This is a genomic window from Corynebacterium sp. HMSC075D04 (assembly GCF_001815635.1).
Taxonomy (GTDB): domain Bacteria; phylum Actinomycetota; class Actinomycetes; order Mycobacteriales; family Mycobacteriaceae; genus Corynebacterium; species Corynebacterium coyleae.
Genome location: NZ_KV821352.1, coordinates 41,067 through 60,865, shown reverse-complemented (window position 1 = coordinate 60,865; position 19,799 = coordinate 41,067). Strand labels below are relative to the sequence as shown.

Annotated in this window: 17 protein-coding genes and 1 tRNA gene; 12 read left to right on the top strand and 6 right to left on the bottom strand. The window is 60.3% G+C overall.

All coding sequences use genetic code 11. The features are described from left to right. The first annotated feature begins 78 nt into the window (after positions 1-78). Positions 79-1,077, top strand: coding sequence for an NAD(P)H-dependent glycerol-3-phosphate dehydrogenase (locus HMPREF3048_RS07430; protein WP_070771744.1), 999 nt, complete (start codon positions 79-81; stop codon positions 1,075-1,077). A gap of 25 nt (positions 1,078-1,102) precedes the next feature. Next, positions 1,103-2,152, top strand: coding sequence for a D-alanine--D-alanine ligase family protein (locus tag HMPREF3048_RS07425; RefSeq protein WP_168156392.1), 1,050 nt, complete (start codon positions 1,103-1,105; stop codon positions 2,150-2,152). A gap of 35 nt (positions 2,153-2,187) precedes the next feature. Here HMPREF3048_RS07425 and HMPREF3048_RS07420 read toward each other — a convergent pair whose 3' ends face one another. Beyond that, positions 2,188-3,114 (bottom strand): DUF3515 domain-containing protein, encoded by a 927-nt coding sequence (locus tag HMPREF3048_RS07420; protein ID WP_070771743.1) that lies wholly within the window; start codon positions 3,112-3,114, stop codon positions 2,188-2,190. 34 nt (positions 3,115-3,148) lie between these two features. On the opposite strand from HMPREF3048_RS07420, the gene HMPREF3048_RS07415 reads away from it, so the two are divergent. Genes HMPREF3048_RS07415 through HMPREF3048_RS07385 form a run of 7 tightly spaced genes read left to right on the top strand, consistent with a single transcriptional unit; the run spans position 3,149 to position 10,354 of the window. After that, positions 3,149-4,111: a thiamine-phosphate kinase gene (locus tag HMPREF3048_RS07415; protein WP_070422950.1), complete on the top strand. Its 963-nt coding sequence runs from the start codon at positions 3,149-3,151 to the stop codon at positions 4,109-4,111. Next, positions 4,112-4,753: a uracil-DNA glycosylase gene (locus HMPREF3048_RS07410; protein WP_070422949.1), complete on the top strand. Its 642-nt coding sequence runs from the start codon at positions 4,112-4,114 to the stop codon at positions 4,751-4,753. A 24-nt stretch (positions 4,754-4,777) separates the two neighbouring features. Further along, complete coding sequence (locus HMPREF3048_RS07405) at positions 4,778-6,430, top strand: DAK2 domain-containing protein (protein WP_083284720.1); 1,653 nt, start codon at positions 4,778-4,780, stop codon at positions 6,428-6,430. Beyond that, complete coding sequence (locus HMPREF3048_RS07400; protein ID WP_070771742.1) at positions 6,431-8,533, top strand: ATP-dependent DNA helicase RecG; 2,103 nt, start codon at positions 6,431-6,433, stop codon at positions 8,531-8,533. Positions 8,534-8,551: 18 nt separating this feature from the next. Then, a complete protein-coding gene (rsmD, locus tag HMPREF3048_RS07395; protein WP_180949979.1) occupies positions 8,552-9,133 on the top strand; it encodes a 16S rRNA (guanine(966)-N(2))-methyltransferase RsmD in 582 nt (193 codons plus the stop codon). Between the two features lies 1 nt (position 9,134). Next, positions 9,135-9,614, top strand: a complete 480-nt coding sequence (gene coaD / locus HMPREF3048_RS07390; protein ID WP_070484190.1) for a pantetheine-phosphate adenylyltransferase — start codon at positions 9,135-9,137, stop codon at positions 9,612-9,614. 2 nt (positions 9,615-9,616) lie between these two features. Then, positions 9,617-10,354 carry a sulfite exporter TauE/SafE family protein gene (locus HMPREF3048_RS07385; protein ID WP_308313699.1) on the top strand — a complete coding sequence of 246 codons (738 nt, stop codon included), beginning with the start codon at positions 9,617-9,619 and terminating at the stop codon, positions 10,352-10,354. Between the two features lie 56 nt (positions 10,355-10,410). On the opposite strand, the gene HMPREF3048_RS07380 is transcribed toward HMPREF3048_RS07385, so the two are convergent. The 4 genes from HMPREF3048_RS07380 to HMPREF3048_RS07365 all read right to left on the bottom strand — a co-directional run bounded on the left by HMPREF3048_RS07380 (position 10,411) and on the right by HMPREF3048_RS07365 (position 13,774). Next, a complete protein-coding gene (locus HMPREF3048_RS07380; protein ID WP_092103080.1) occupies positions 10,411-11,163 on the bottom strand; it encodes an amino acid ABC transporter ATP-binding protein in 753 nt (250 codons plus the stop codon). A gap of 20 nt (positions 11,164-11,183) precedes the next feature. After that, complete coding sequence (locus HMPREF3048_RS07375; RefSeq protein WP_070771740.1) at positions 11,184-12,149, bottom strand: amino acid ABC transporter permease; 966 nt, start codon at positions 12,147-12,149, stop codon at positions 11,184-11,186. A gap of 2 nt (positions 12,150-12,151) precedes the next feature. Beyond that, a complete protein-coding gene (locus HMPREF3048_RS07370) occupies positions 12,152-13,060 on the bottom strand; it encodes an ABC transporter substrate-binding protein (RefSeq protein WP_070422943.1) in 909 nt (302 codons plus the stop codon). Between the two features lie 90 nt (positions 13,061-13,150). Beyond that, positions 13,151-13,774, bottom strand: coding sequence for a hypothetical protein (locus HMPREF3048_RS07365; RefSeq protein WP_070771739.1), 624 nt, complete (start codon positions 13,772-13,774; stop codon positions 13,151-13,153). A gap of 70 nt (positions 13,775-13,844) precedes the next feature. On the opposite strand from HMPREF3048_RS07365, the gene HMPREF3048_RS07360 reads away from it, so the two are divergent. Both HMPREF3048_RS07360 and HMPREF3048_RS07355 read left to right on the top strand, forming a co-directional pair. After that, positions 13,845-15,467 carry an SWIM zinc finger family protein gene (locus HMPREF3048_RS07360; RefSeq protein ID WP_141758880.1) on the top strand — a complete coding sequence of 541 codons (1,623 nt, stop codon included), beginning with the start codon at positions 13,845-13,847 and terminating at the stop codon, positions 15,465-15,467. A 91-nt stretch (positions 15,468-15,558) separates the two neighbouring features. Then, positions 15,559-15,990 carry a hypothetical protein gene (locus HMPREF3048_RS07355; protein WP_070771737.1) on the top strand — a complete coding sequence of 144 codons (432 nt, stop codon included), beginning with the start codon at positions 15,559-15,561 and terminating at the stop codon, positions 15,988-15,990. Between the two features lie 558 nt (positions 15,991-16,548). Here HMPREF3048_RS07355 and HMPREF3048_RS07345 read toward each other — a convergent pair. Further along, positions 16,549-16,625, bottom strand: a tRNA-Leu gene (locus HMPREF3048_RS07345). Between the two features lie 152 nt (positions 16,626-16,777). On the opposite strand from HMPREF3048_RS07345, the gene polA reads away from it, so the two are divergent. Then, positions 16,778-19,381, top strand: a complete 2,604-nt coding sequence (gene polA, locus HMPREF3048_RS07340) for a DNA polymerase I (protein WP_070771787.1) — start codon at positions 16,778-16,780, stop codon at positions 19,379-19,381. Positions 19,382-19,799: the final 418 nt, after the last annotated feature.

Sequence of the window (19,799 nt, the reverse complement as noted above, 5' to 3'; positions counted from 1 at the left end):
ACTCACGCCGGACACGCCACGCGCCACGGCCGGTGGTAGGTTAAACCGGAACAATCGGCTGGGAGGATTCAGAAAAATATGGTCAACGTTGCGGTACTGGGGGCAGGCTCCTGGGGTACAACCCTGGCGAAGGTGTTCGCGGACGCCGGCAACAGGGTCACGCTGTGGGCGCGTCGGGACAACCTTGCCCGCACCATTCAGACCACGCGGGAAAACCCGGAGTACCTTCCCGACATCACACTCCCGGATGCGATCGAAGCCACCTCGGATGAGCAATACGCGCTGCAAGACGCGACCCTCGTCGTCTTTGGCGTACCCAGCCAGACCATGCGGGAAAACGTCGCGCGTTGGGCACCCATGATCCCGGCTGATGCGACGATGCTGTCCATCTCAAAGGGCGTGGAAACAGGAACGCATCTGCGCATGAGTGAAGTTATTGCAGAGGTGACCGGAGCGGACCCGAACCGGATTGCAGTGCTCAGCGGGCCCAACCTGTCGCGCGAGATTGCGCTCGAACAACCTGCCGCCACCGTGATTGCATGCGCCGACGAGAACCGCGCAAAACTCGTCCAAGCCGCGTGTGCGACTAACTATTTGAGGCCGTACACCAACACCGATGTTGTGGGCTGCGAAATCGGCGGCGCGACGAAGAACGTCATCGCGCTTGCTTGTGGCATGGCCGCGGGACAGGGCCTTGGTGACAACACCCTGGCATCCCTGATCACCCGTGGCCTTGCAGAGACCACTCGTCTGGGCAACGCGCTCGGCGCGGATCCCCGCACGTTTGCAGGTCTTGCCGGTATGGGAGACCTCGTGGCCACGTGTGCTTCGCCGCTGTCGCGTAACCGCACATTTGGCTCCGCTTTGGGGCAAGGTGCGACGATGGAAGAGGCGAAGGCTGCGACGAAGGGCCAGGTTGCGGAGGGGGTGGTGTCGTCGAGAAGCATTTTCCAGCTCGCCGAAAAGCATGGCGTGGAGATGCCGATTACCCAGGCAGTGTTTGCTATTTGCCACGACAACTTCAAAGTTGCGGACACGATCGCGACACTGATGGGGCGCAGCAAGAAGGCAGAGTAAAACTGCGCCATGGCTACGCGGTAGATTGGTCAGCGTGATTCGCGTAGCAGTTCTTTATGGTGGCATGTCCACCGAGCACTCCATTTCCTGCATTTCCGCAGCGTCGGTGATGCAACACATGCCGGCTGACTACGAGGTGTTTCCCATCGGTATCACCCGTGACGGCGTATGGGTTGAAGGCACAACAGACCCAGTAAACGGCGTCGCGCTGCCTGAGGTGCCCGCTGGCCGCGAAGTTGCACTCTCCATCAACCCGACGCGCAAGGGGCAGGTTTTCGACGTCGCAACCGGCGAAAGTATCGCTTGCGTCGATGTTGTCTTCCCGGTGCTGCACGGCAAATACGGCGAAGACGGCACAGTGCAAGGACTGCTCGAACTTGCTGGTGTCCCGTACGTCGGCCCAGGGGTGCTTGCATCCGCCTGTGGCATGGACAAGGAGTACACGAAGAAGCTCGTCGCGGCTGAAAACATTGCGATCACCAGGGAAGTGATCCTCGACGGTCGGGCAGTGCTTGACGACGACGAGCGTGACTACCTCGGTCTACCAGTGTTCGTAAAACCCGCCAACGGTGGGTCATCGATCGGTGTGTCCAAAGTGAGCTCCTGGGACGACTTCCCGGCGGCGTACGACCTTGCGCACGAATCCGATTCCAAGGTGATTGTGGAAGCGGAACTTGTCGGCGACGAGGTTGAGGTGGGAGTCCTCGAACGACCCGACGGGACCATTGCGGCATCCCTGCCAGCGAAGCTCAACGGCACCGAAGACTCCGAAGAAGGCTTCTACGGGTTTGAAACGAAATACCTCGAAGAGGGCGTTACGGCAACGATTCCGGCACCGTTCGACGAGGCAACAACCGCGCAACTTCAAGACATGGCGGTGACGTGTTTCAAGGCGCTGAACTGTAAGTCGCTCGCACGTGTGGACTTCTTCGTCACCAAGGACGGTCCGGTGCTCAACGAGGTCAACACCATGCCTGGATTCACCGCGATTTCGATGTACCCGCAGGTGTGGGCAGCCACCGGAGTGGACTACCCGGAACTGCTGGACACGCTGGTGCGGACCGCGCTGCGTTAGAGCGCAGCGTTAAGGCGCAGCGTTAAGGCGCAGCGTTAAAGCGCAGCGGTGTGCTCGGCGATCAGTTCAGTCAGGTTCGTAATCGCCTCGTTGCTCTCCGCCTGCGGCAAAGAGACTGCGATACCGCTGTCGCGCCCCAATGCGTACCACGTCGATGCCGTGGTGCCGTTTGCCAACAGCACATCCTCGAACCACGGAATGTCATTGACCTGGGCAAGTTGTGCACCCGGTGCGTAATTCGGCGATGGGGCGACACCGCAGCGCAGAACGATCGGATCACGTCCCTCGGCACGCCATGCGACGGTGTTTTCGGACGCAGGCTCTGTCCGGGTGTAGCCCTCGGCGATAGCATCCGGTGCGGCCTGGAGCAGCGCGTCGCACTTCGATGCATCTGCGCCTTCCAACGCGGACAAAGGCGCGGGGTTGTGGGGCTGATCCTTCGATGGCAGCCCATCGGCGCCCAAGCGTCCAATGGATTTCTTTGAGTCGTGGAGTACCTGCGCATCACCGGTCACGGCGATCACAGGGGAGCGGTCCACGGTGTACCAGGTGGCCAGGTTGGACTGGGGCGTGAGGTCGTCGATACGCATCCACGTTGCATTGCCGATGGTTTCAGTAACGGCGTAGTCCGTGTACTGCGCCGGCATGTCTACACCGCAGCGCAGGGCGACGCGGTCATCGGTGGACTTGCGCCAGGCGGCGGCGCCTTGTGGTGCCGGTTCTGCGAGTTCGGCACGGGGAAGGCCGGCGAACCGGTCGGGGAGGGCGTCGATAAGCGATGCGCACTCCGGGCTATCGGCCATCGGGGCAGGAAGATCAGCCATCGCGACCGGCTGCAGCGCCACACGTTGGAAGAACACACGAGCGCCAATAACGGCTCCGAGGACGAGAAGGACTGCGAGGCCAAGACTGACCAAAATTGTTGTGCGATTAACCTGTGGTTCGTGCGCCGTGGTTGCCATGGCGAAATAGTCTAACGAAAGGGCTGCCCAACCCGTGATCACCACCGGATTTCCCACTGATGGTCCGACGCTTGCGCAGGTCGGCGAGCGAGCGGTTATCGCCGCGATTCGCGCTGCCGCACCGTCTGCCCTCAACGGCGACGACGCAGCGGTACTTACCCCCTCAGTGCCAAACTCGAGAGTCGTCGCCGGCACCGACATGTTGGTGGAAGGCCATCACTTCACTCGTGCGACCACAACCCCGTACCTTTTGGGCCGCAAGGCGACGGTGCAGAACTTCGCGGATATCGAGGCAATGGGCGCGCGCCCGATTGCAGCACTGATGGGGGTGTCTGTCTCCCGCGATGCGCCGGCAGCATGGGTCGAAGAGATCGCCCGCGGCATTGGGGATATGGCAGGGGAGTATGGCTGTGAACTCGTCGGCGGGGATCTGACCGACGGGCAAGAACTTGTGGTCTCCGTAACCGCAATCGGCTCGCTTGGTGGTAACCGTCCGCCGCTGACGCTAGATGCGGCACGCCCCGGTCAGCGAGTGGTCGCGCACGGCAATATCGGTTATTCAGCCGCAGGATTCGCGCTGCTGCAGTCCGGGATTGATGTGCCGGAGGAGCTCGAGGTGCTTGTGAAGGCGCATCAGGCCCCGGTGCTTACCCCGGGGCGTGGCGTGGTGGCGCGCGCGGCAGGCGCGACCGCGATGACGGACAACTCGGATGGGCTCATCCGGGATGTGACGACGCTGGCAAAGGCATCTTCGGTAGGCATCGAACTGTCAAAGGTGGCGCTGCGCCCGGATGCGACCTTGCAGGCTGCGGGCGTACTCCTTGGCGTCGACCCGTGGGAGTGGGTGCTCACAGGTGGGGAGGACCACACCCTCATCGGCACGATCGATGGGTCCGCACCGGTTGGGTTCCGTTCGATTGGCGCAGTCACCCGCAAGCCCGGGGTGCGCATCGACGGCGAGGCCCCAGAATTGACCACCGGATGGGAGAGTTTCTAAATGTTGCCCGTGCACGAATCTTGGCAGGAACCGCTCGCTCCGGTGGAAGATCGAATCCACGCAATGGGGCAGTTTTTGCGCACAGAGGACGACTACCTGCCGCGTGGCCACGATATTTTGCGGGCTTTTGCGGATCCGTTCGACGATGTCCGGGTCCTCATCCTGGGCCAAGACCCGTATCCGACCCCAGGACACCCGATGGGGCTCGCGTTTTCCACCCAGCCTGGGGTGGCGGCGCCAAGGTCGCTGGTGAATATCTACAAAGAGCTGCAGGCTGATCTGGGTATCCCGCCCCGGGCGGATGGGGACCTGTCGTCGTGGTCGTCGCAAGGCATTTTGCTGCTCAACAGGGTGCTTACCGTGCGTCCGAGAAAGCCCGCGTCACACCGTGGCAAAGGCTGGGAAGAGGTTACCCAGGCCGCAATTGAGGCGCTTGTCCGCCGAGATGCGCCACTCGTAGCTATCTTGTGGGGCCGTGACGCACAGACAGCTGCGAGATTTTTGGGGGATACTCCCCGGATTGAGTCGCCGCATCCGTCGCCGTTATCAGCATCGCGCGGTTTCTTCGGTTCGCGCCCGTTCTCGCGTGCAAATGAAGCGCTTCAAGCACAGGGTGCGAATCCCATCGACTGGAGTCTGTAACAGCTCCCTGTAAGCTTTCGCTTCATGTCTGTCACTCCGCTTATCGACGCCGCAGGGTTGCGTGCGTGGGCCCAACGCGCCTCCGCCGAGCTGGAGCGGCGCCGAGTGGAGATCAACAGCCTCAACGTCTTTCCCGTGCCGGACTCCGATACGGGCTCCAACATGGCGCACACGATGCGTTCAGCCTGCGAGCAAGCAGCTTTGCTTGGCGACGACGCCAGCGCCGTCGATGTCGCCGAAGCCCTGGCCGTCGGCGCTGTACGTGGAGCACGCGGCAACTCAGGTGTGGTGTTGTCCCAGGTGATGCGTGGAATCGCGCAGTCTGTCAAAGACGATGCTTCGGACGGGGAGATGGTCGCGGACGCATTGGCGCATGCCGTGAAGTTTGTGGACCAAGCCATTGCGGATCCGGTGGAAGGCACCGTGATTACGGTGCTCCGAGCGGCGTCTGTGGCTGCCCAACAAGCGGTGGAGGACATTGGGCGTCCGTTGAGTTTGCTCGATGTTGTAGCACCTGCGACATCCGCGGCCAGGGTGGCCTTGGCCAACACGCCGTCGCAGCTGCCAGTGCTGCGCGAGGCCGGAGTGGTTGATGCCGGCGGTACCGGTGTGGTGATTCTGCTCGAGGCGCTGTTGGAAGAGGTAGAGGATAGTCCCGCAACGGCACCCGATGGTGATGTCCAAGAGAGCGCCGTACGCAGCGCAGAAAGCAGCACAGAAGCCAGTGCAGAAAGCACCCCGGCACCTGCTGAAGGGGCAGACCGCGACGTGCACGTTGACATGGCGCATGCGGGGCCGTCGGGTCGGGAGCACTCCCTTGAGGTGCTCTTTGGGTTTCAGGGCGATATTGCGGAGTTGGAAACCGAGCTGCGCCCCTTGGGCGACAGCCTGGTCATCGCTCGGCTATCTGATACGGAAGCCACTGTGCACATTCACTCGCTCGATGCAGGTGCTGTGATTGAGACGGCGTATCGCCTCGGCAAGGTCCAAAACCTGCGCCTTGAAGTGCTCCCGGGTGCCCCAGTGGTGCGAAACCCCGATCGCTTGATTGTGGCCGTGACTCCTCCCGGCTCCCTGACAGAGCTGTATAAGGAAGCAGGCGTGGTCACTGTTGCCCCGGGCGACGAGGTGATCTCGGACATGCTCTCCGTGATTCGGCGTTCGGGCAGCAACGAGATCATCGTGCTGCCGAATGGGCTGCTCAGTAACCGGAATCTCGCTGCCGTGGAGAAAGCAACCCGAGCGCTGGAACAGACGATCACACTGCTTCCTACAGTCCGGTTAGTCTCCGGTATTGCAGCGCTGTCTGTGCACGATCCGAACCAGCCGCTGGCTACCGCCGCGTTTTCCATGTCTGAGGCGGCTGGCGAGATGCGTACGGCAGTGGCTCACCGCGCAAAGAAGGGCGCGCTGACACTCAGCGGCGCGGTTGCCAAGGGTGATGTGGTGGTCACCGCACGTGGGGAGACGCTGCTTATCGCCGAAGACCCGCTCGATGCTGTGAAGCGGGCATGCAAACGCCTGCTCGAACACGGCGGGGAGCAAGTCACGGTGCTGTTTGACCCAGCTGAGCTGTCGGAGGAGGAGCTTCGCACGCTGAACACTGAGCTCGGCGTCCAGGTCATGGTTTATCCTGCAGATGGATTGCAAGCATGTGCGGAGATCGGGGTGGAGTAAATGCTGGGGTTTGAGGACAATCGGCCACTGACTGAGGTTATTCCTGCGAAGCAGGCACGGGCGATTGAGAAACACCTCAACATTTCCACGTGTGGCGAGCTGCTTCGGCACTATCCGCGACGCTACCTGCACTACGGCACCGGTGCTGACCTGACCGGGGTCGAAGCAGGCGATACTATCACCGTGATCGGCGAGGTCGTCGACGCCAACACGTTTTACACCAAAAAGACGCCCAAGCGGCCGATTACCAAGGTGATGATCCACGATGGGCGTACGGAGTTCCAAGCCACCTTCTTCGGCTCCCAATATGCCCAACGGGTGCTGAAGCCGGGTCGGCGCGCGATGCTGACGGGCAAGTTGGATTTCTACCGTAATCAGCCTCAGCTGCAGCACCCTGACTTCGTGCTCATGGACGGTCCTACTGAGGCGACCGGTTCCATGCGTCAGCTGTCTCACTTCGGCGATCTGGAAGAAATGCTGCGTGGCCGCCAGTGGCTTCCCCTGTATCCGGCGTCGAAGCAGGTCAGCACGTGGACGATTATGGGGGCTGTGCATGCGGTGTTGAAATCGCTGCCGCGTATCGACGAGCCCCTTGGCTTCACCCCCATCGGCCTGCTACCCCTCAATGCAGCGGTCCGCCAGATTCACGAGCCTGGTGCGGAAGGCCCTGCACGGGCGAAGGAGCGACTGAAGTACGACGAGGCGCTCTCGGTCGCGCTGGCGATGGGTGTGCGACGCATCGACACCTCCGCTCACAGGGCGCCCGAGATGCCCTATGTGAAGGGGGGCGATGAGGACAAGCTGCTGGACGGTCTGCCGTTCCCGCTGACCCGCGGCCAGAAGGAAGTGATCACGGACATCACGGCTGATATGTCCAAGACGGTGCCGATGAGTCGCCTGCTCCAAGGCGAGGTTGGCTCCGGAAAGACGGTGGTGTCGCTGATGGCGATGCTCCAGGCCGTCGATAACGGCGCGCAGGCGGCATTGCTTGCTCCGACGGAAGTTCTCGTGCTGCAACACGCGCGTTCGCTAACGTTCACTCTCATGCGTGCGGGTCTCCCCACCCGGGTGGTGGCGCTGACAGGATCGATGACGGTCGCGCAGCGCCAAGAGGCACTGCTGAAGATTGTTTCCGGGGAGGCCGACATTGTCGTCGGTACGCACGCCCTGCTCCAAGAGGGCGTGGACTTTTTCAACCTGGGGCTTGTCGTTGTCGACGAACAACACCGCTTCGGCGTAGAGCAACGCGACGCCCTGCGTGCCAAAGCGGGGGAGACCACACCGCATTTGCTGGTGATGACGGCAACGCCGATCCCACGCACCATTGCGATCACGGTGTTCGGCGATTTGGAAGTATCCACGCTGCGCGAACTTCCTGGTGGGCGCAAGCCGATCCAGTCTGCGGTGGTCCCGGAATTCAAACCGCGCTGGGTGGAGCGCGCTTGGGAGAAGATCCGCGAAGAAGTTGCAGCCGGGCACCAGGCCTACATTGTGTGTCCGCGTATCGACGGCGAAGGCGGCGTACTTGAGGTTGCCGAGCATCTCGCCGCAACGGAGTTTGCGGACCTGACCGTCGGCATCCTGCACGGACGCCTCAAAGGCGACGAGAAAGACAACGTCATGGCGGACTTCGCCAAAGGCGGCATCGACGTGCTGGTGTCCACGACGGTGATCGAGGTCGGCGTGGATGTGCCGAACGCCACGGTGATGGTCGTGCGCGAGTCGGAGCATTTCGGTGTCTCCCAGTTGCACCAGCTGCGCGGCCGAGTTGGGCGTGGCGGCAACCAGTCGCTGTGTCTGTTCCACACGCTCACGGAGGAAGGCAGCCCCGGCTTCACCCGCGTATCCCAGGTAGCGGCGACAGCGGACGGGTTCGCGCTCGCGGAGCTTGACCTGCTTAACCGCGGCGAAGGTGACGTGCTTGGCACAGGCCAGTCCGGCATCAAACGCACGCTGCGGTTGATTAACTTGGTTGAGGACTACGACATCGTTAAACGTGCCTACGACGACGCCGCCACCTTGGTAGCAAACCAACCCGAGTTCGCCAGGGCAGCCACCGCCGGGTTTGTGGCAGAAGACTTCGAATATTTGGACAAGAGTTAGCTGGTTAAAGTTATGGGAATGAACCGCATCATTTCGGGAGAAGCCCGCGGCCGGAAGATCAAAGTGCCGCCGGCAGGAACGCGACCTACATCCGACCGGGCCCGCGAGGGGCTGTTTTCGTCGTTGCAGGTGCGTTTCGGGTTCGTCGATAAGCATGTGCTCGACCTGTTTGCAGGCTCGGGTGCGCTCGGGCTCGAGGCCGCGTCGCGTGGTGCGGCAGAGGTCGTGCTGGTGGAGAGCGACCCTGAGGCAGCGAAAATCATCGAATACAACGCAGGCGTGGTCAAGCACCCCAACGTGCACATCCACCAGATGAAGGCGTCGACCTACGTTGCATCGGCGCCGAAGAAACACTTCGACATGGTGCTGGCAGACCCTCCATACGAACTAGCAGACGAGGCGGTCGCAGAGATGGTCGAGGCCCTCAAACCTGCGCTGGCGGATGGGGCAGTGGTTGTCGTTGAACGCCACCGCGAAAGCCCGGAGACTGCATGGCCTGCGGAGTTCACCCCGACCGGCCAGAAGCTCAAGCGTCGCATCTACGGTATTGCACGTATGGATATGGCGGTCTACGCCGACCCGGAAGCAGAGGACAACTAAATTGACCATCGCAGTCTGCCCTGGCTCGTTCGACCCGATCACGAACGGGCACCTCGACATTGTCACCCGTGCCCTTCGTCATTTCGACGAAGTGATCGTGCTGGTCACTGGCAACCCAACGAAGACGTCGGGGCTGTTTACTATCGACGAGCGCGTCGACCTCATCCGCGAAGCCACCTCACACCTTGAGGGCGTCCGCGTGGATAGCTGGGCGGGTCTATTGGTCGATTACACCACCCAGCACGACATCAGCGCGCTGATTAAGGGCTTGCGCTCCTCGCTCGATTACGAGTACGAACTGCCGATGGCACAGATGAACCGACGCCTGACCGGCGTGGATACCTACTTCCTGCTGACGGATGAGAAGTACGGCTACATCTCGTCCTCGCTAACCAAAGAGGTTGCGAAGTACGGCGGTGACATTTCCGGACTCGTGCCGGAGAGCGTCCACGACGCGATTCGGGAGAAATTCAGCAATTGATCGTGTTGATCGCCGTCGCGCTCGCAGTTGTGATGGGCGCTGGGCTGCAGCGCATTTCCGGCATGGGACTGGGTCTGATCACCGGGCCTGTGCTCTCGTTGCTGTTGGGACCTGTGGTTGGCGTGCTCATGATCAACGTTATCGCCATGGTCAATGCGGTGTTTAACACCTGGGGGATGCGCCGCGACATCGATTGGTCTAAGTTCTGGCCGATCGCAGGCGCGCTCATCATCGGCGTGCTTCCCGGGGTGTGGGTGGTCTCTCACGTATCGACGAGCGCCCTGCTCATCATCGTCGGTGCCCTGTTACTCATCGCCCTGTCAGTGGTGACGTTGGGCAAGCGCTACGTGCCCCAGATCGAAGGTGTGGTTCCTGCAGCTGCCGCTGGCGCCGTCGGCGGATTCATGAACACCTTGGCGGGTGTTGCCGGGCCAGCGTTTACCGTTTACGCTCACGCGGCACGTTGGCCACAGCGCATCTATGCCGCCACCTTGCAGCCGTTGTTCTTCGTCGCCGGCGCACTGTCGTTCGGGGCAAAGGAACTCTCTGGTGCGGCGGATATTTCCTCGATCAACCCCTGGCTGTGGGTCGCCTCTTTTGGCGGCATGCTTCTCGGAATCACCGCGGGAAAGCGGCTGGCCCCGCACGTACCGTCCGCGAAGGCCTACCGCATCGCGCTCGGGCTTGCGTTCTTCGGAGGCGCCACCACGCTAGTCCGCGGCCTCGCAGGCTTGTTGTAGCGATGAAAAACGGCCGCCCGGATGTGGGCGGCCGTTTCGCGTAAGGGAGTGTCCTGCTAGAACAGCGTGGAGACGAACGACTTCGTACGCTCGTGTTGTGGGTTATCCAGCACCTGTTCCGGTGTGCCGTACTCGATGATCTGGCCACCATCCATGAACGCGACCTTGTCTGCGACCTCGCGGGCAAACGACAGTTCGTGAGTGACCACCAGCATGGTCATGCCATCATCGGCGAGCTTGCGCATCACACGCAGCACTTCGCCAACGAGTTCGGGGTCGAGGGCGGAGGTGGGCTCGTCGAAAAGCATCAGCTTCGGATCCATTGCAACCGCACGGGCAATTGCCACACGCTGCTGCTGGCCACCGGAGAGCTGAATCGGATACGCGTCAGCCTTCGACTCAAGACCGACCATCGCAAGCAGCTCCTTCGCGCGCGCAGTGGCCTCTGCAACCGGCTGGCCCTTGACGTGCACCGGGGCTTCGATGATGTTGTCCAGCACCGTGCGGTGGCCGAACAGGTTGAAGTTTTGGAACACCATGCCGATTTCGCGGCGCTGCTTGGCGGCGTCCTTCTCACTCATCTCGTAGAGCGCGCCGTCGCGCTCCTTGTAGCCGATCAACTCGCCGTCGACGTACAGGCGACCCGCGTTGACCTTTTCCAAGTGGTTCACACAACGCAGCAGCGTGGACTTACCAGAGCCGGACGGACCGATCAGGCACGTCACCTCGCCGGGGGCGACCTCAAGGTCGATGCCCTTGAGCACGTCGAGGCTACCGAAGGACTTCCAGACATCTACCGCCTGGATCATAGGAGTTTCCTTGACGGTCATTAGCGCTGTCCCTTCTTCTGCGGTTCTTCGACAATTTCAACGTTGTTCGGAATGGTGCCCTCGGCGTCAGCCAGGCTGGCGAGCTGGCGAGCAGTGAGCTGGCGGGTAGCACCGCGGTCGAAGTAGCGCTCCAGGTAGTGCTGGGCGACCATGAGCAACGACGTGATCACCAGGTACCAGGTCGCAGCCACCAGCAGGAGCGGCACTGGCTGGAACAGGGCGGCGGCGATATCCATAGAGCGGCCGTAAAGCTCAAGCGAGTACGGCACAGCAACGACGAGCGAGGAGGTCTTGAGCAAGGAGATGAACTCGTTGCCGGTCGGCGGGATGATGATGCGCATTGCCTGTGGCAACACGGTTCGGGTCATTGTCTGACCCCAGCTCATACCCAACGCCTTGGAGGCCTCAACCTGGCCTTCCGGCACAGCGGAGACACCAGAGCGGACGATCTCTGCCATGTAGGCGGCCTCATTCAAACCGAGGCCAACAACGGCCAGGGTAAACGCTGAAGAGGTAAACGGCTCAAGCGGAATCTGGGCGAAGCCGACGTTGATCGAGTCGTAGATCGCGCCAATCAAGCCCCAGAACATCAACTGGACGTAGACCGGGGTACCACGGAAGATCCACAGGAACACCCACGCCACTGTCTTGAACACCGGGTTCGGGCTCATGCGCATGACGGCCAACAGCACACCGCCGACAACGCCGAGCAGCATCGCCAGCACCGTGATTGCAATGGTGTGCAGGGCCGCCATAGCGATGCGGGTATCCAGCAGGTACTGGAAGTAGATGTCCCAGCCGTAAGCCTCGTTTCGGGCCGCGCCGATGACAAACCAGACCACAAGCAGTACAAGAATCACTGCGAGCGTCCACCGTCCAGGGTGGCGCAGCGGTTTCGCCTCGATATGCTCAGGACGCTTGCGTTCGCCCTGAGAGGCGACGTACTGGGAATAGGGGGTGCTCATGCTTAGTGTTCTCCCACTGGTTGTTCGTTAATCAAAGCCTGGTCGAGCAGACCTGTCGAGATATTCCATTGCGCAAGGATGCGCTGGTAATCGCCGGTATCGATGAGGTGCTGCATCGCGGCAGCCATCGCCGGCGCAAGCGCAGAACCCTTCGGCACAGCAATGCCGTACGGCGCGGCGTCAAACATGTCGCCGATCATTTCCATCTTGCCGTCGGAGCGCTCCACAGCCCACGCGGTAACAGGGGAGTCGGCGCTGTAAGCATCGGCGCGCCCGACAAGCGTTGCAAGCGCTGCGTTGTCTGCTGTGTCGAAGGCAAGCACAGTAATCGGGTCCTTGCCCGCTGCTTCGCAGGCTTCTGACTTCGGACGAACGTCGTCGGTCTCCGAAACCGTCGTACGCTGCACCGAGACCGTCAAACCGCACGCATCATTCGGATCCACGTCGGCGCCAGGAGCGGCAGCCCACTGAATACCCGCGTAGAGGAAATTGATGAAGTCGAAGGTCTGGCGGCGTTCCTCGTTATCGGTAAAACCTGAAGCACCGGCGTCGAGGCTGCCGCTGGAGACAGCGGGCAGGATCATCGAGAAGTCCATGTCTGCAACATCGAAGTCCATCCCCATGACACCAGCGAGTGCACGGGCAATGTCCATCTCCACACCGATGACCTGCCCGGTGGAGTCTTTGAACTCGAACGGGGCGAACGGTGGGTTCGCGCCGACGTTGAGCACGCCGTCTGCGGCAATTTCTGGCGGCACCATCGCCGCAATCTCAGGTACGGCGTCCGGAACGATCGGCTCCCAGCCGTCCGGGTTGCCGCCCTCTGTGTTAGTAACGCAGCCCGCGAGCGGCAGGGCCGCGGCGAGCACAGCGGCGAAAAGACGCCGCTTTGCGTGGGGTGGGTAATGCATTGGTCTCCCGCATACGATGAATACTTGCGTAGTCCCGTATATTACGCGCCGAATGCGGGATGATAAAACGCACCGCCCGAGCAGTAGAAACTACTGTGTTGCCATACGAATACCACGCATAGCCAGCTCAATGATCTGGCCAATGACGATCATGCCGAGGACGACCGGGATCCACACGGAAGTACGCTGGCTGGATCCTTCTGAGCTCAGGGCGAAATCGCCGGTGAAAAGCCCTTTGCCCATCTTTGCGGAGCCCTGGGCTTCCATCTTCCACAGCTCAACCGGGTTAGCAGTATCCGGGATGGAAGAGCCCCTTGCCCAAGCTTGGACGACCTCCTTGCCTTCGCCTTCTTCCATGTCGTCGGTCCACTCGGTAAACATCTCGGAGCTAGACACCTTCTTCAGCGGGTTTTTCTCCGGATCGATGTACATCGGATCCTTCTCCGGGTTCGGCTCAAGAGCCTCGATGAGCCCCTTCGGCTTGTCCTTGGAGTCCTTGCCGTCTGTGCTGTCCTTGTTGCTCTCAGCGTCCTTCTTTGCCGAGCTGGTCGCGTCAGACAGCGCAGCAAACGAATCGATGGTGTCCTTCAGCGCGTTGCTCGGGGAGACTGGAGCGTCCTCTTGCGCTGCCCCTTCCTGTGCATGTGCGGGAACCGTCAGCGTGGTCAACATGAGTGCTCCGGCGACAAAGCCGGCGATATAGGTCTGGCGCATGCGCCGTAGTCTAACCAAGCCATCGCCTAATGCCCATGTTGCTCTTCTCTACCTGCGTTAGACTGGCGAAATGACTACCACCATTTTGGGCTGGCTGACAGAAGAAACCATCGAAGACGCCGCAGGTTCAGGAGCATTTAACCGAGGGAAAAAAATCTCCTCCGCAGATGTCACCATCCTTAGCGATACTGAATCTGAAGTTCAGGCCGCAGTCCAAGGGACGTGGACATACCGAACGACATTGTTTGTGCAAGGGGATCGGGTTGGCACTACGTGCGACTGCCCGGTGGGCACGCAATGGTGTAAACACGCGGTGGCAGTCGCACTTGCGCTGCTCATCCCGAACGAGCTCTCGTTCGACGATTCCGCGGTTACCGATTCCTCTGCTACCTCCAACGAGTCGGCTCCAGACGCGGTGGACACCTACGTGGATTCTGCCAGCCCAGGTGAACTGCGGCGACTCATTCACCATCTGCGGCAGATTCCAGAGGTCGAAGAGATGCTGGAGTTTAACGCCTTGAAGAGTTCGGGCGATGACAAACAAGTCCGTGAACACGTGAAATCGGCGATCACCGCTGCATCGCGGAAGAGCAGTGGATTTCGGGATTATTGGCAAAGTATGGAACTCGCACGGCACTGGAGCGATGCCCTTGACGTGGTCGAGGCGTACGTTGATGAGCACCGTGGCGTCGCAGTACGCCCCCAAATTGAGCGCGCGATCACGAGGTTGAATGCGGTTTTGGGACGTGCGGATGATTCTTCCGGGATGCTCGGCGACGAGCTGCATCGATGCTTCGACCTGCACGCGCGAGCATGCGCTGACGGCGTTGAGGACCAACAAAAACTTGCCAAGTGGTTGGTGAAGGAGACACTGGAAGCGCCGTTTCTTGAGCCTGATCTGAGGGCCTACGCGGGACTTCTCGGCGCTGATGCGGTCGAATCAATCGCCGCAGCTTTTGAGGCGAATCCACCGAAGTACGATGCCAAGGCGCTCTTCCTCGATGTTGCATTCTTGCGTGGCGACGACGACCAGATCGAATCAATGCTGCTCGACGGAAACTCCGTGAAGGACCTCATCGAGTTCTATGAGTCACGCGGCAGGAAAGATGAGGTTAAAGCAGTCCTTTCGAAGTGGGATACACCGATCCAGTGGAACGAAATCGATTTCTTTGAAAACCGATTGCGCGCCTACCTGGGAGACAAAGCGTTGTTGGACTACCGCATTGAGAAGTTCAAAGAAAACCCGGGAACAGTGACATTTGACCGCGTGATCCATGGACCGGGAGTGACCGAAGACGTGATCGACCTCATCCCAGAGGGCATCCCGGGCAGAGACGTGATGCTCCTGCAAGCGGCAATGAGATTCAACGATCCGGAATTGGGCCTGTCGGTGATAGATAGCGACGAGGTCGACGTTCACTCTGCATTTGAATTCGCCCGTTCAGTGCTATCCAGTCACGACCCGGAACGTGCACTTGAAATCATGCTCAGGGAACCTGAGCACATTGCTCGGGCAAGTGGCGACAGGGCGTACAAGCAGGCTGCCGCATCGGCGACGCAAATCATCGACTGCTTCCCGGCCGATCCAGTCGCGCGTAAGGCAGTGCTGGAAAAGATGGAAGAGCTAGCCATCCGTTACAAAAACCGGCCCAAGATGCTCAAGATTTGGCGCAGCTACGGCCTGATCAACTAGCCGCGAACCTTCAAATTGCTCCCGAGCTTGCTTGATCAGACGCTGGTAGCTTGTTTGGTACCTGACACTCAAGCCTTGGAGGTCATACTCTATGAGCAGGGATCTTGATATTACTGTGCTGCTGGTCTGTATCGGTGGAGTCCTGTTGATGATCGCCTGCTGGACCTTCTACATCCAGGGCGTGCGAAGGGCGCCCAAAACGGAGGAATGGTACGACGAGGGCGATGTAAACGGTTCAGAGAGCGATGGCGCGCTCTTCGTCTATCCCTACGGATCGCTGGTTATTGGTACTGCCAGTGCCTTCGTTTTGTTCGGAATTATGAACCTTCCCGAGCCTGTTGAAACGGTGTTGCTTGTTTTATGCATGGCTGCCGGGGGCATCGGAATCATTGGTTTTACGGGCGCGTTCGGGATTCCACTTCCGTGGCCGTTTGTGCCTCGGTGGGTCGTCGATATCCGCAAAGCCAAACGCGCTCGACGCCGCGAACGCAGAGAAGCCCGCAAGAAGGAAAAGAAGGGTTAACTAAGCTCGTGCAAATACGCCTAACAAATAGCCGGAGGTACGAATTGTGAGCCTGCAAAAGCTCTTGTGGATTTGCGCGGGCATCGGGACTCTTCTTGCGGGGTATTTACACGGGGCGCCTGCTCTTCTGCTCATCGCTCTTCTTTTCGTCGTTGCCATACCGACAGTGCTTCTCGTTGCGTCATCTACAGAGCTCAAAGGTGGACTTAAGTCCGTCGGCTTGCTTGCGGTCTGTATTGCTATAGGTGCCTTCGTTCCGCTCGTTCTTCCTTTCGCTTATGCCGTTTTCGTCTCAGTGAGCTGGTACTCGATTACCTCCGCTAATTCTCTATAGCGCTCTTGGTTCGCCTCATGCGGGGCGGGGCCGGACCACCATTGGCGACCGCGATCTCCTGTGCTGCCGTCAACGTGTCGTTGCTTGCTTCCGACTCGGCCTGGTGGTGAATTTCCGGGTTTTGAGGTTTAGGAAAGCGATGTTTACCAGCAGGCCGTGTCACTTCTTGCTGAAAACGAAAGGGGAGGGGGTTTCGGAAAATTTTTCCGAAACCCCCTCCCGAGTGGTGCCCCAGGTGAGACTCGAACTCACACTGGACGGGTTTTGAATCCGTTGCCTCTGCCAATTGGGCTACTGGGGCGACGCGCGAAAGTGTATCGCAGTTCACCCCGATGTGTGAAATCGCAGGTGGATTAGGTGCGGAAGGTCGTGTCGTGGCGCCCGCTAGACTGGCTGACCGTGACTACAACATCGGAAAAATCCAAGCGTTTGCTGTTGATCGACGGCCACTCGATGGCCTTCCGCGCGTTCTATGCGTTGCCTGCGGAGAACTTCTCCACGTCGGGTGGGCAGCACACGAATGCGGTGTACGGATTCTTGTCCATGTTTGCCAATATTCTTTCCGACGAAAAACCGACGCACGCTGCTGTCGCGTTCGATGTGGGCCGAAAGACGTTCCGTACGGAGCGTTTCCCGGAGTACAAGGCGCAGCGCGACGCGACCCCGCCCGAGTTCAAGGGCCAGGTTCCGCTGATTGAGGACGTGCTGGGGGGTCTCGGCATTGTGACCTTGAGCAAGGAGAACTTTGAGGCGGACGATATCGTCGCCACGCTTGTGACCCAGGCTCGTGCAGATGGTGACTACGAGATTGTTCTGGTCAGTGGTGATCGCGACTACATCCAGCTTGTCGACGACACCACGACCCTCCTGTACCCAATGCGTGGCGTGTCTACGATGACGCGCTTTAACCCGGCGGAGGTGGAGAAGAAATACGGCCTGACGCCTGAGCAGTACCCGGACTTCGCGGCCCTGCGCGGTGACCCTTCGGACAACCTGCCGAATGTGCCGAAAGTGGGGGAGAAGACCGCCACCAAGTGGATTACGCAGTACGGCACACTCGAGGGGCTTATCGAGCATGCGGACGAGTTAAAGGGGCAAGCAGCCAACAACTTCCGCGAGCGCATTGATCAGGTGCGGTTGAACCGTGAACTTACCGCGATGGTCACCGATGTGGAACTGCCCGTGGCGCCGGGTGATCTCGAACTCAAGCCAGCCGATGTCGCCCAGGTTGCGGCGCGTTTCGACGACCTCGAGTTCGGCGTGAATCTGCGCGAACGCGTGCTCGCCGCTGTACCGACCGATGGCAGCGCACCCGAACCTGAGACGGTGGAGCTGGCTGACGTGACGGTTGATAACGAGTCGCTGGACACCTGGCTGAGGTCCCATGAAGGTCAAGGCCTTGCCCTGTACCTTTCCGGTACGGCGACGCCTGGATCTGGTGATCTGACGGCGCTGGCTATCGTCGATAAGCAGCGCCACGGCATTGCGAAACTTGCCGCCGATCTGTCGGCTGATGAGGACAAGGCGCTGAAGACCTGGCTCGAGTCGGATGACCCGAAGTTCCTGCACGAAGCCAAGGCTGCCTATCACATGCTGCGTGGCCGCGGCATCGAGTTGCGCGGTATCGCACACGACACTGCGATCGCGGCGTATCTGCTGCGTCCCGGCCAGCGCACGTATGCGCTCGAGGATGTGTACCAGCGTCACCTGCAGCGCCAGCTCAGCACCAGCTCTGATCAGCTGAGCTTGCTGGATGATTCGGGCGACGTGGATGCGGCTGCGGCGATTCTGGAGCTTGCCGCAGAGTTGTCCAAGGACCTGCGCGAGATCAACTCCTACGAGTTGTACGCGGACCTCGAACTGCCACTGGTCACGGTGCTCGCGGAAATGGAGCACATTGGCATCGCCGTTGATCTGGACGTTCTGGAGGGGCTGCGCAAGGACCTGACGCACAAGGTTGAGCAGGTCGAAGAGCAGGCGCGTCAGCTGGTCGACGAGCCGGACCTGAACCTATCTAGCCCGAAGCAGCTCTCTGTCGTGCTCTTTGACAAGCTTGCGCTGCCGAAGACGAAGAAGACGAAAACGGGCTACTCGACTGCTGCGGCTGAGATCGAAGCACTCGCAGAGAAGAATCCGCACCCGTTCCTCGATTATCTGCTCGCGCACCGTGAGCACCAGAAGATGAAGTCCACGGTGGAAGGCTTGATTAAGACGGTGCAGCCGGATGGCCGGATCCACACCACGTTTAATCAGACTGTGGCCTCGACGGGGCGTCTCAGCTCGGCGGAGCCGAACCTGCAGAACATTCCGGTGCGTACTGAGGCCGGGCGCAAGATCCGCTCTGCATTTGTAGTTGGCGAGGGCTACGAATGCCTGCTTACCGCCGACTACTCGCAGATTGAGATGCGTGTGATGGCGCACCTCAGCCAAGACGAGGGCCTGATCGAGGCGTACCGGGCGGGGGAGGACCTGCACAACTTCGTTGGCTCCCGCGTGTTTGATGTTCCGATCGATCAGGTCACGCCAGAGCTACGTCGCCGGGTCAAGGCAATGTCCTACGGCCTCGTCTACGGCTTGTCTGCCTACGGCCTGTCGCATCAGTTGTCGATCTCTGCCGGTGAGGCGAAGGGCATTATGGAGAACTACTTCGAACGATTCGGCGGGGTAAAGCGCTACCTTGATGAGGTCGTCGAGCAGGCGCGTCGCGACGGCTACACCTCGACGGTGTTCGGTCGCCGCCGCTACTTGCCGGAACTCACAAGTGACAACCGAATCGCGCGGGAGAACGCCGAGCGTGCGGCGCTGAACGCCCCGATCCAGGGCACTGCTGCGGACATCATCAAGGTTGCGATGCTTCGTGTCGACGACGCCTTGCGCGACTACGCATCACGTGTCCTCCTGCAGGTGCACGATGAGTTGGTGCTCGAGGTTGCCCCGGGCGAGCTAGACGCCGTCCATGCGATCGTGGAGCGCGAAATGGACAAGGCAATCGAACTCCTCGTCCCGCTAGAGGTGTCTGCAGGTACTGGCGCAAACTGGGAAGAGGCGGCGCACTAGCCGCGAGTACGTTTCGGGAAAGCACGAGGCGGGCATCACGTGAAGCACGCAAACTTCATCTGATGCCCGCCTCGAGTACGGCGTCCCCAGTTACCGTATCCCCCGACGTGGCCCAACCCCCCAGGCCATTTCCTCTTTCTATTTTGTTACCACCTAGCGGCGGGGTTCTCGATTAGGTACCGAGCCTCAGACAGTGCTTATATTTCACTCTGTTCTGGGGCTATTCCTCAAGAACCAGGTAAAACCTTAATTGCTACTGAGCGGGCGCACAAGCAATACACAGTAACTGTTAAGCATGTGACGGAATGTCTAATAAGTCGCAGCTTATGTGGACAGGTGAACGGCTTTTTGGATCCTTTAGTTACGTGGGGGTAAGTGCCAAAATCCTACCCCCGACACCTACCCCCGCTGGGGTGTT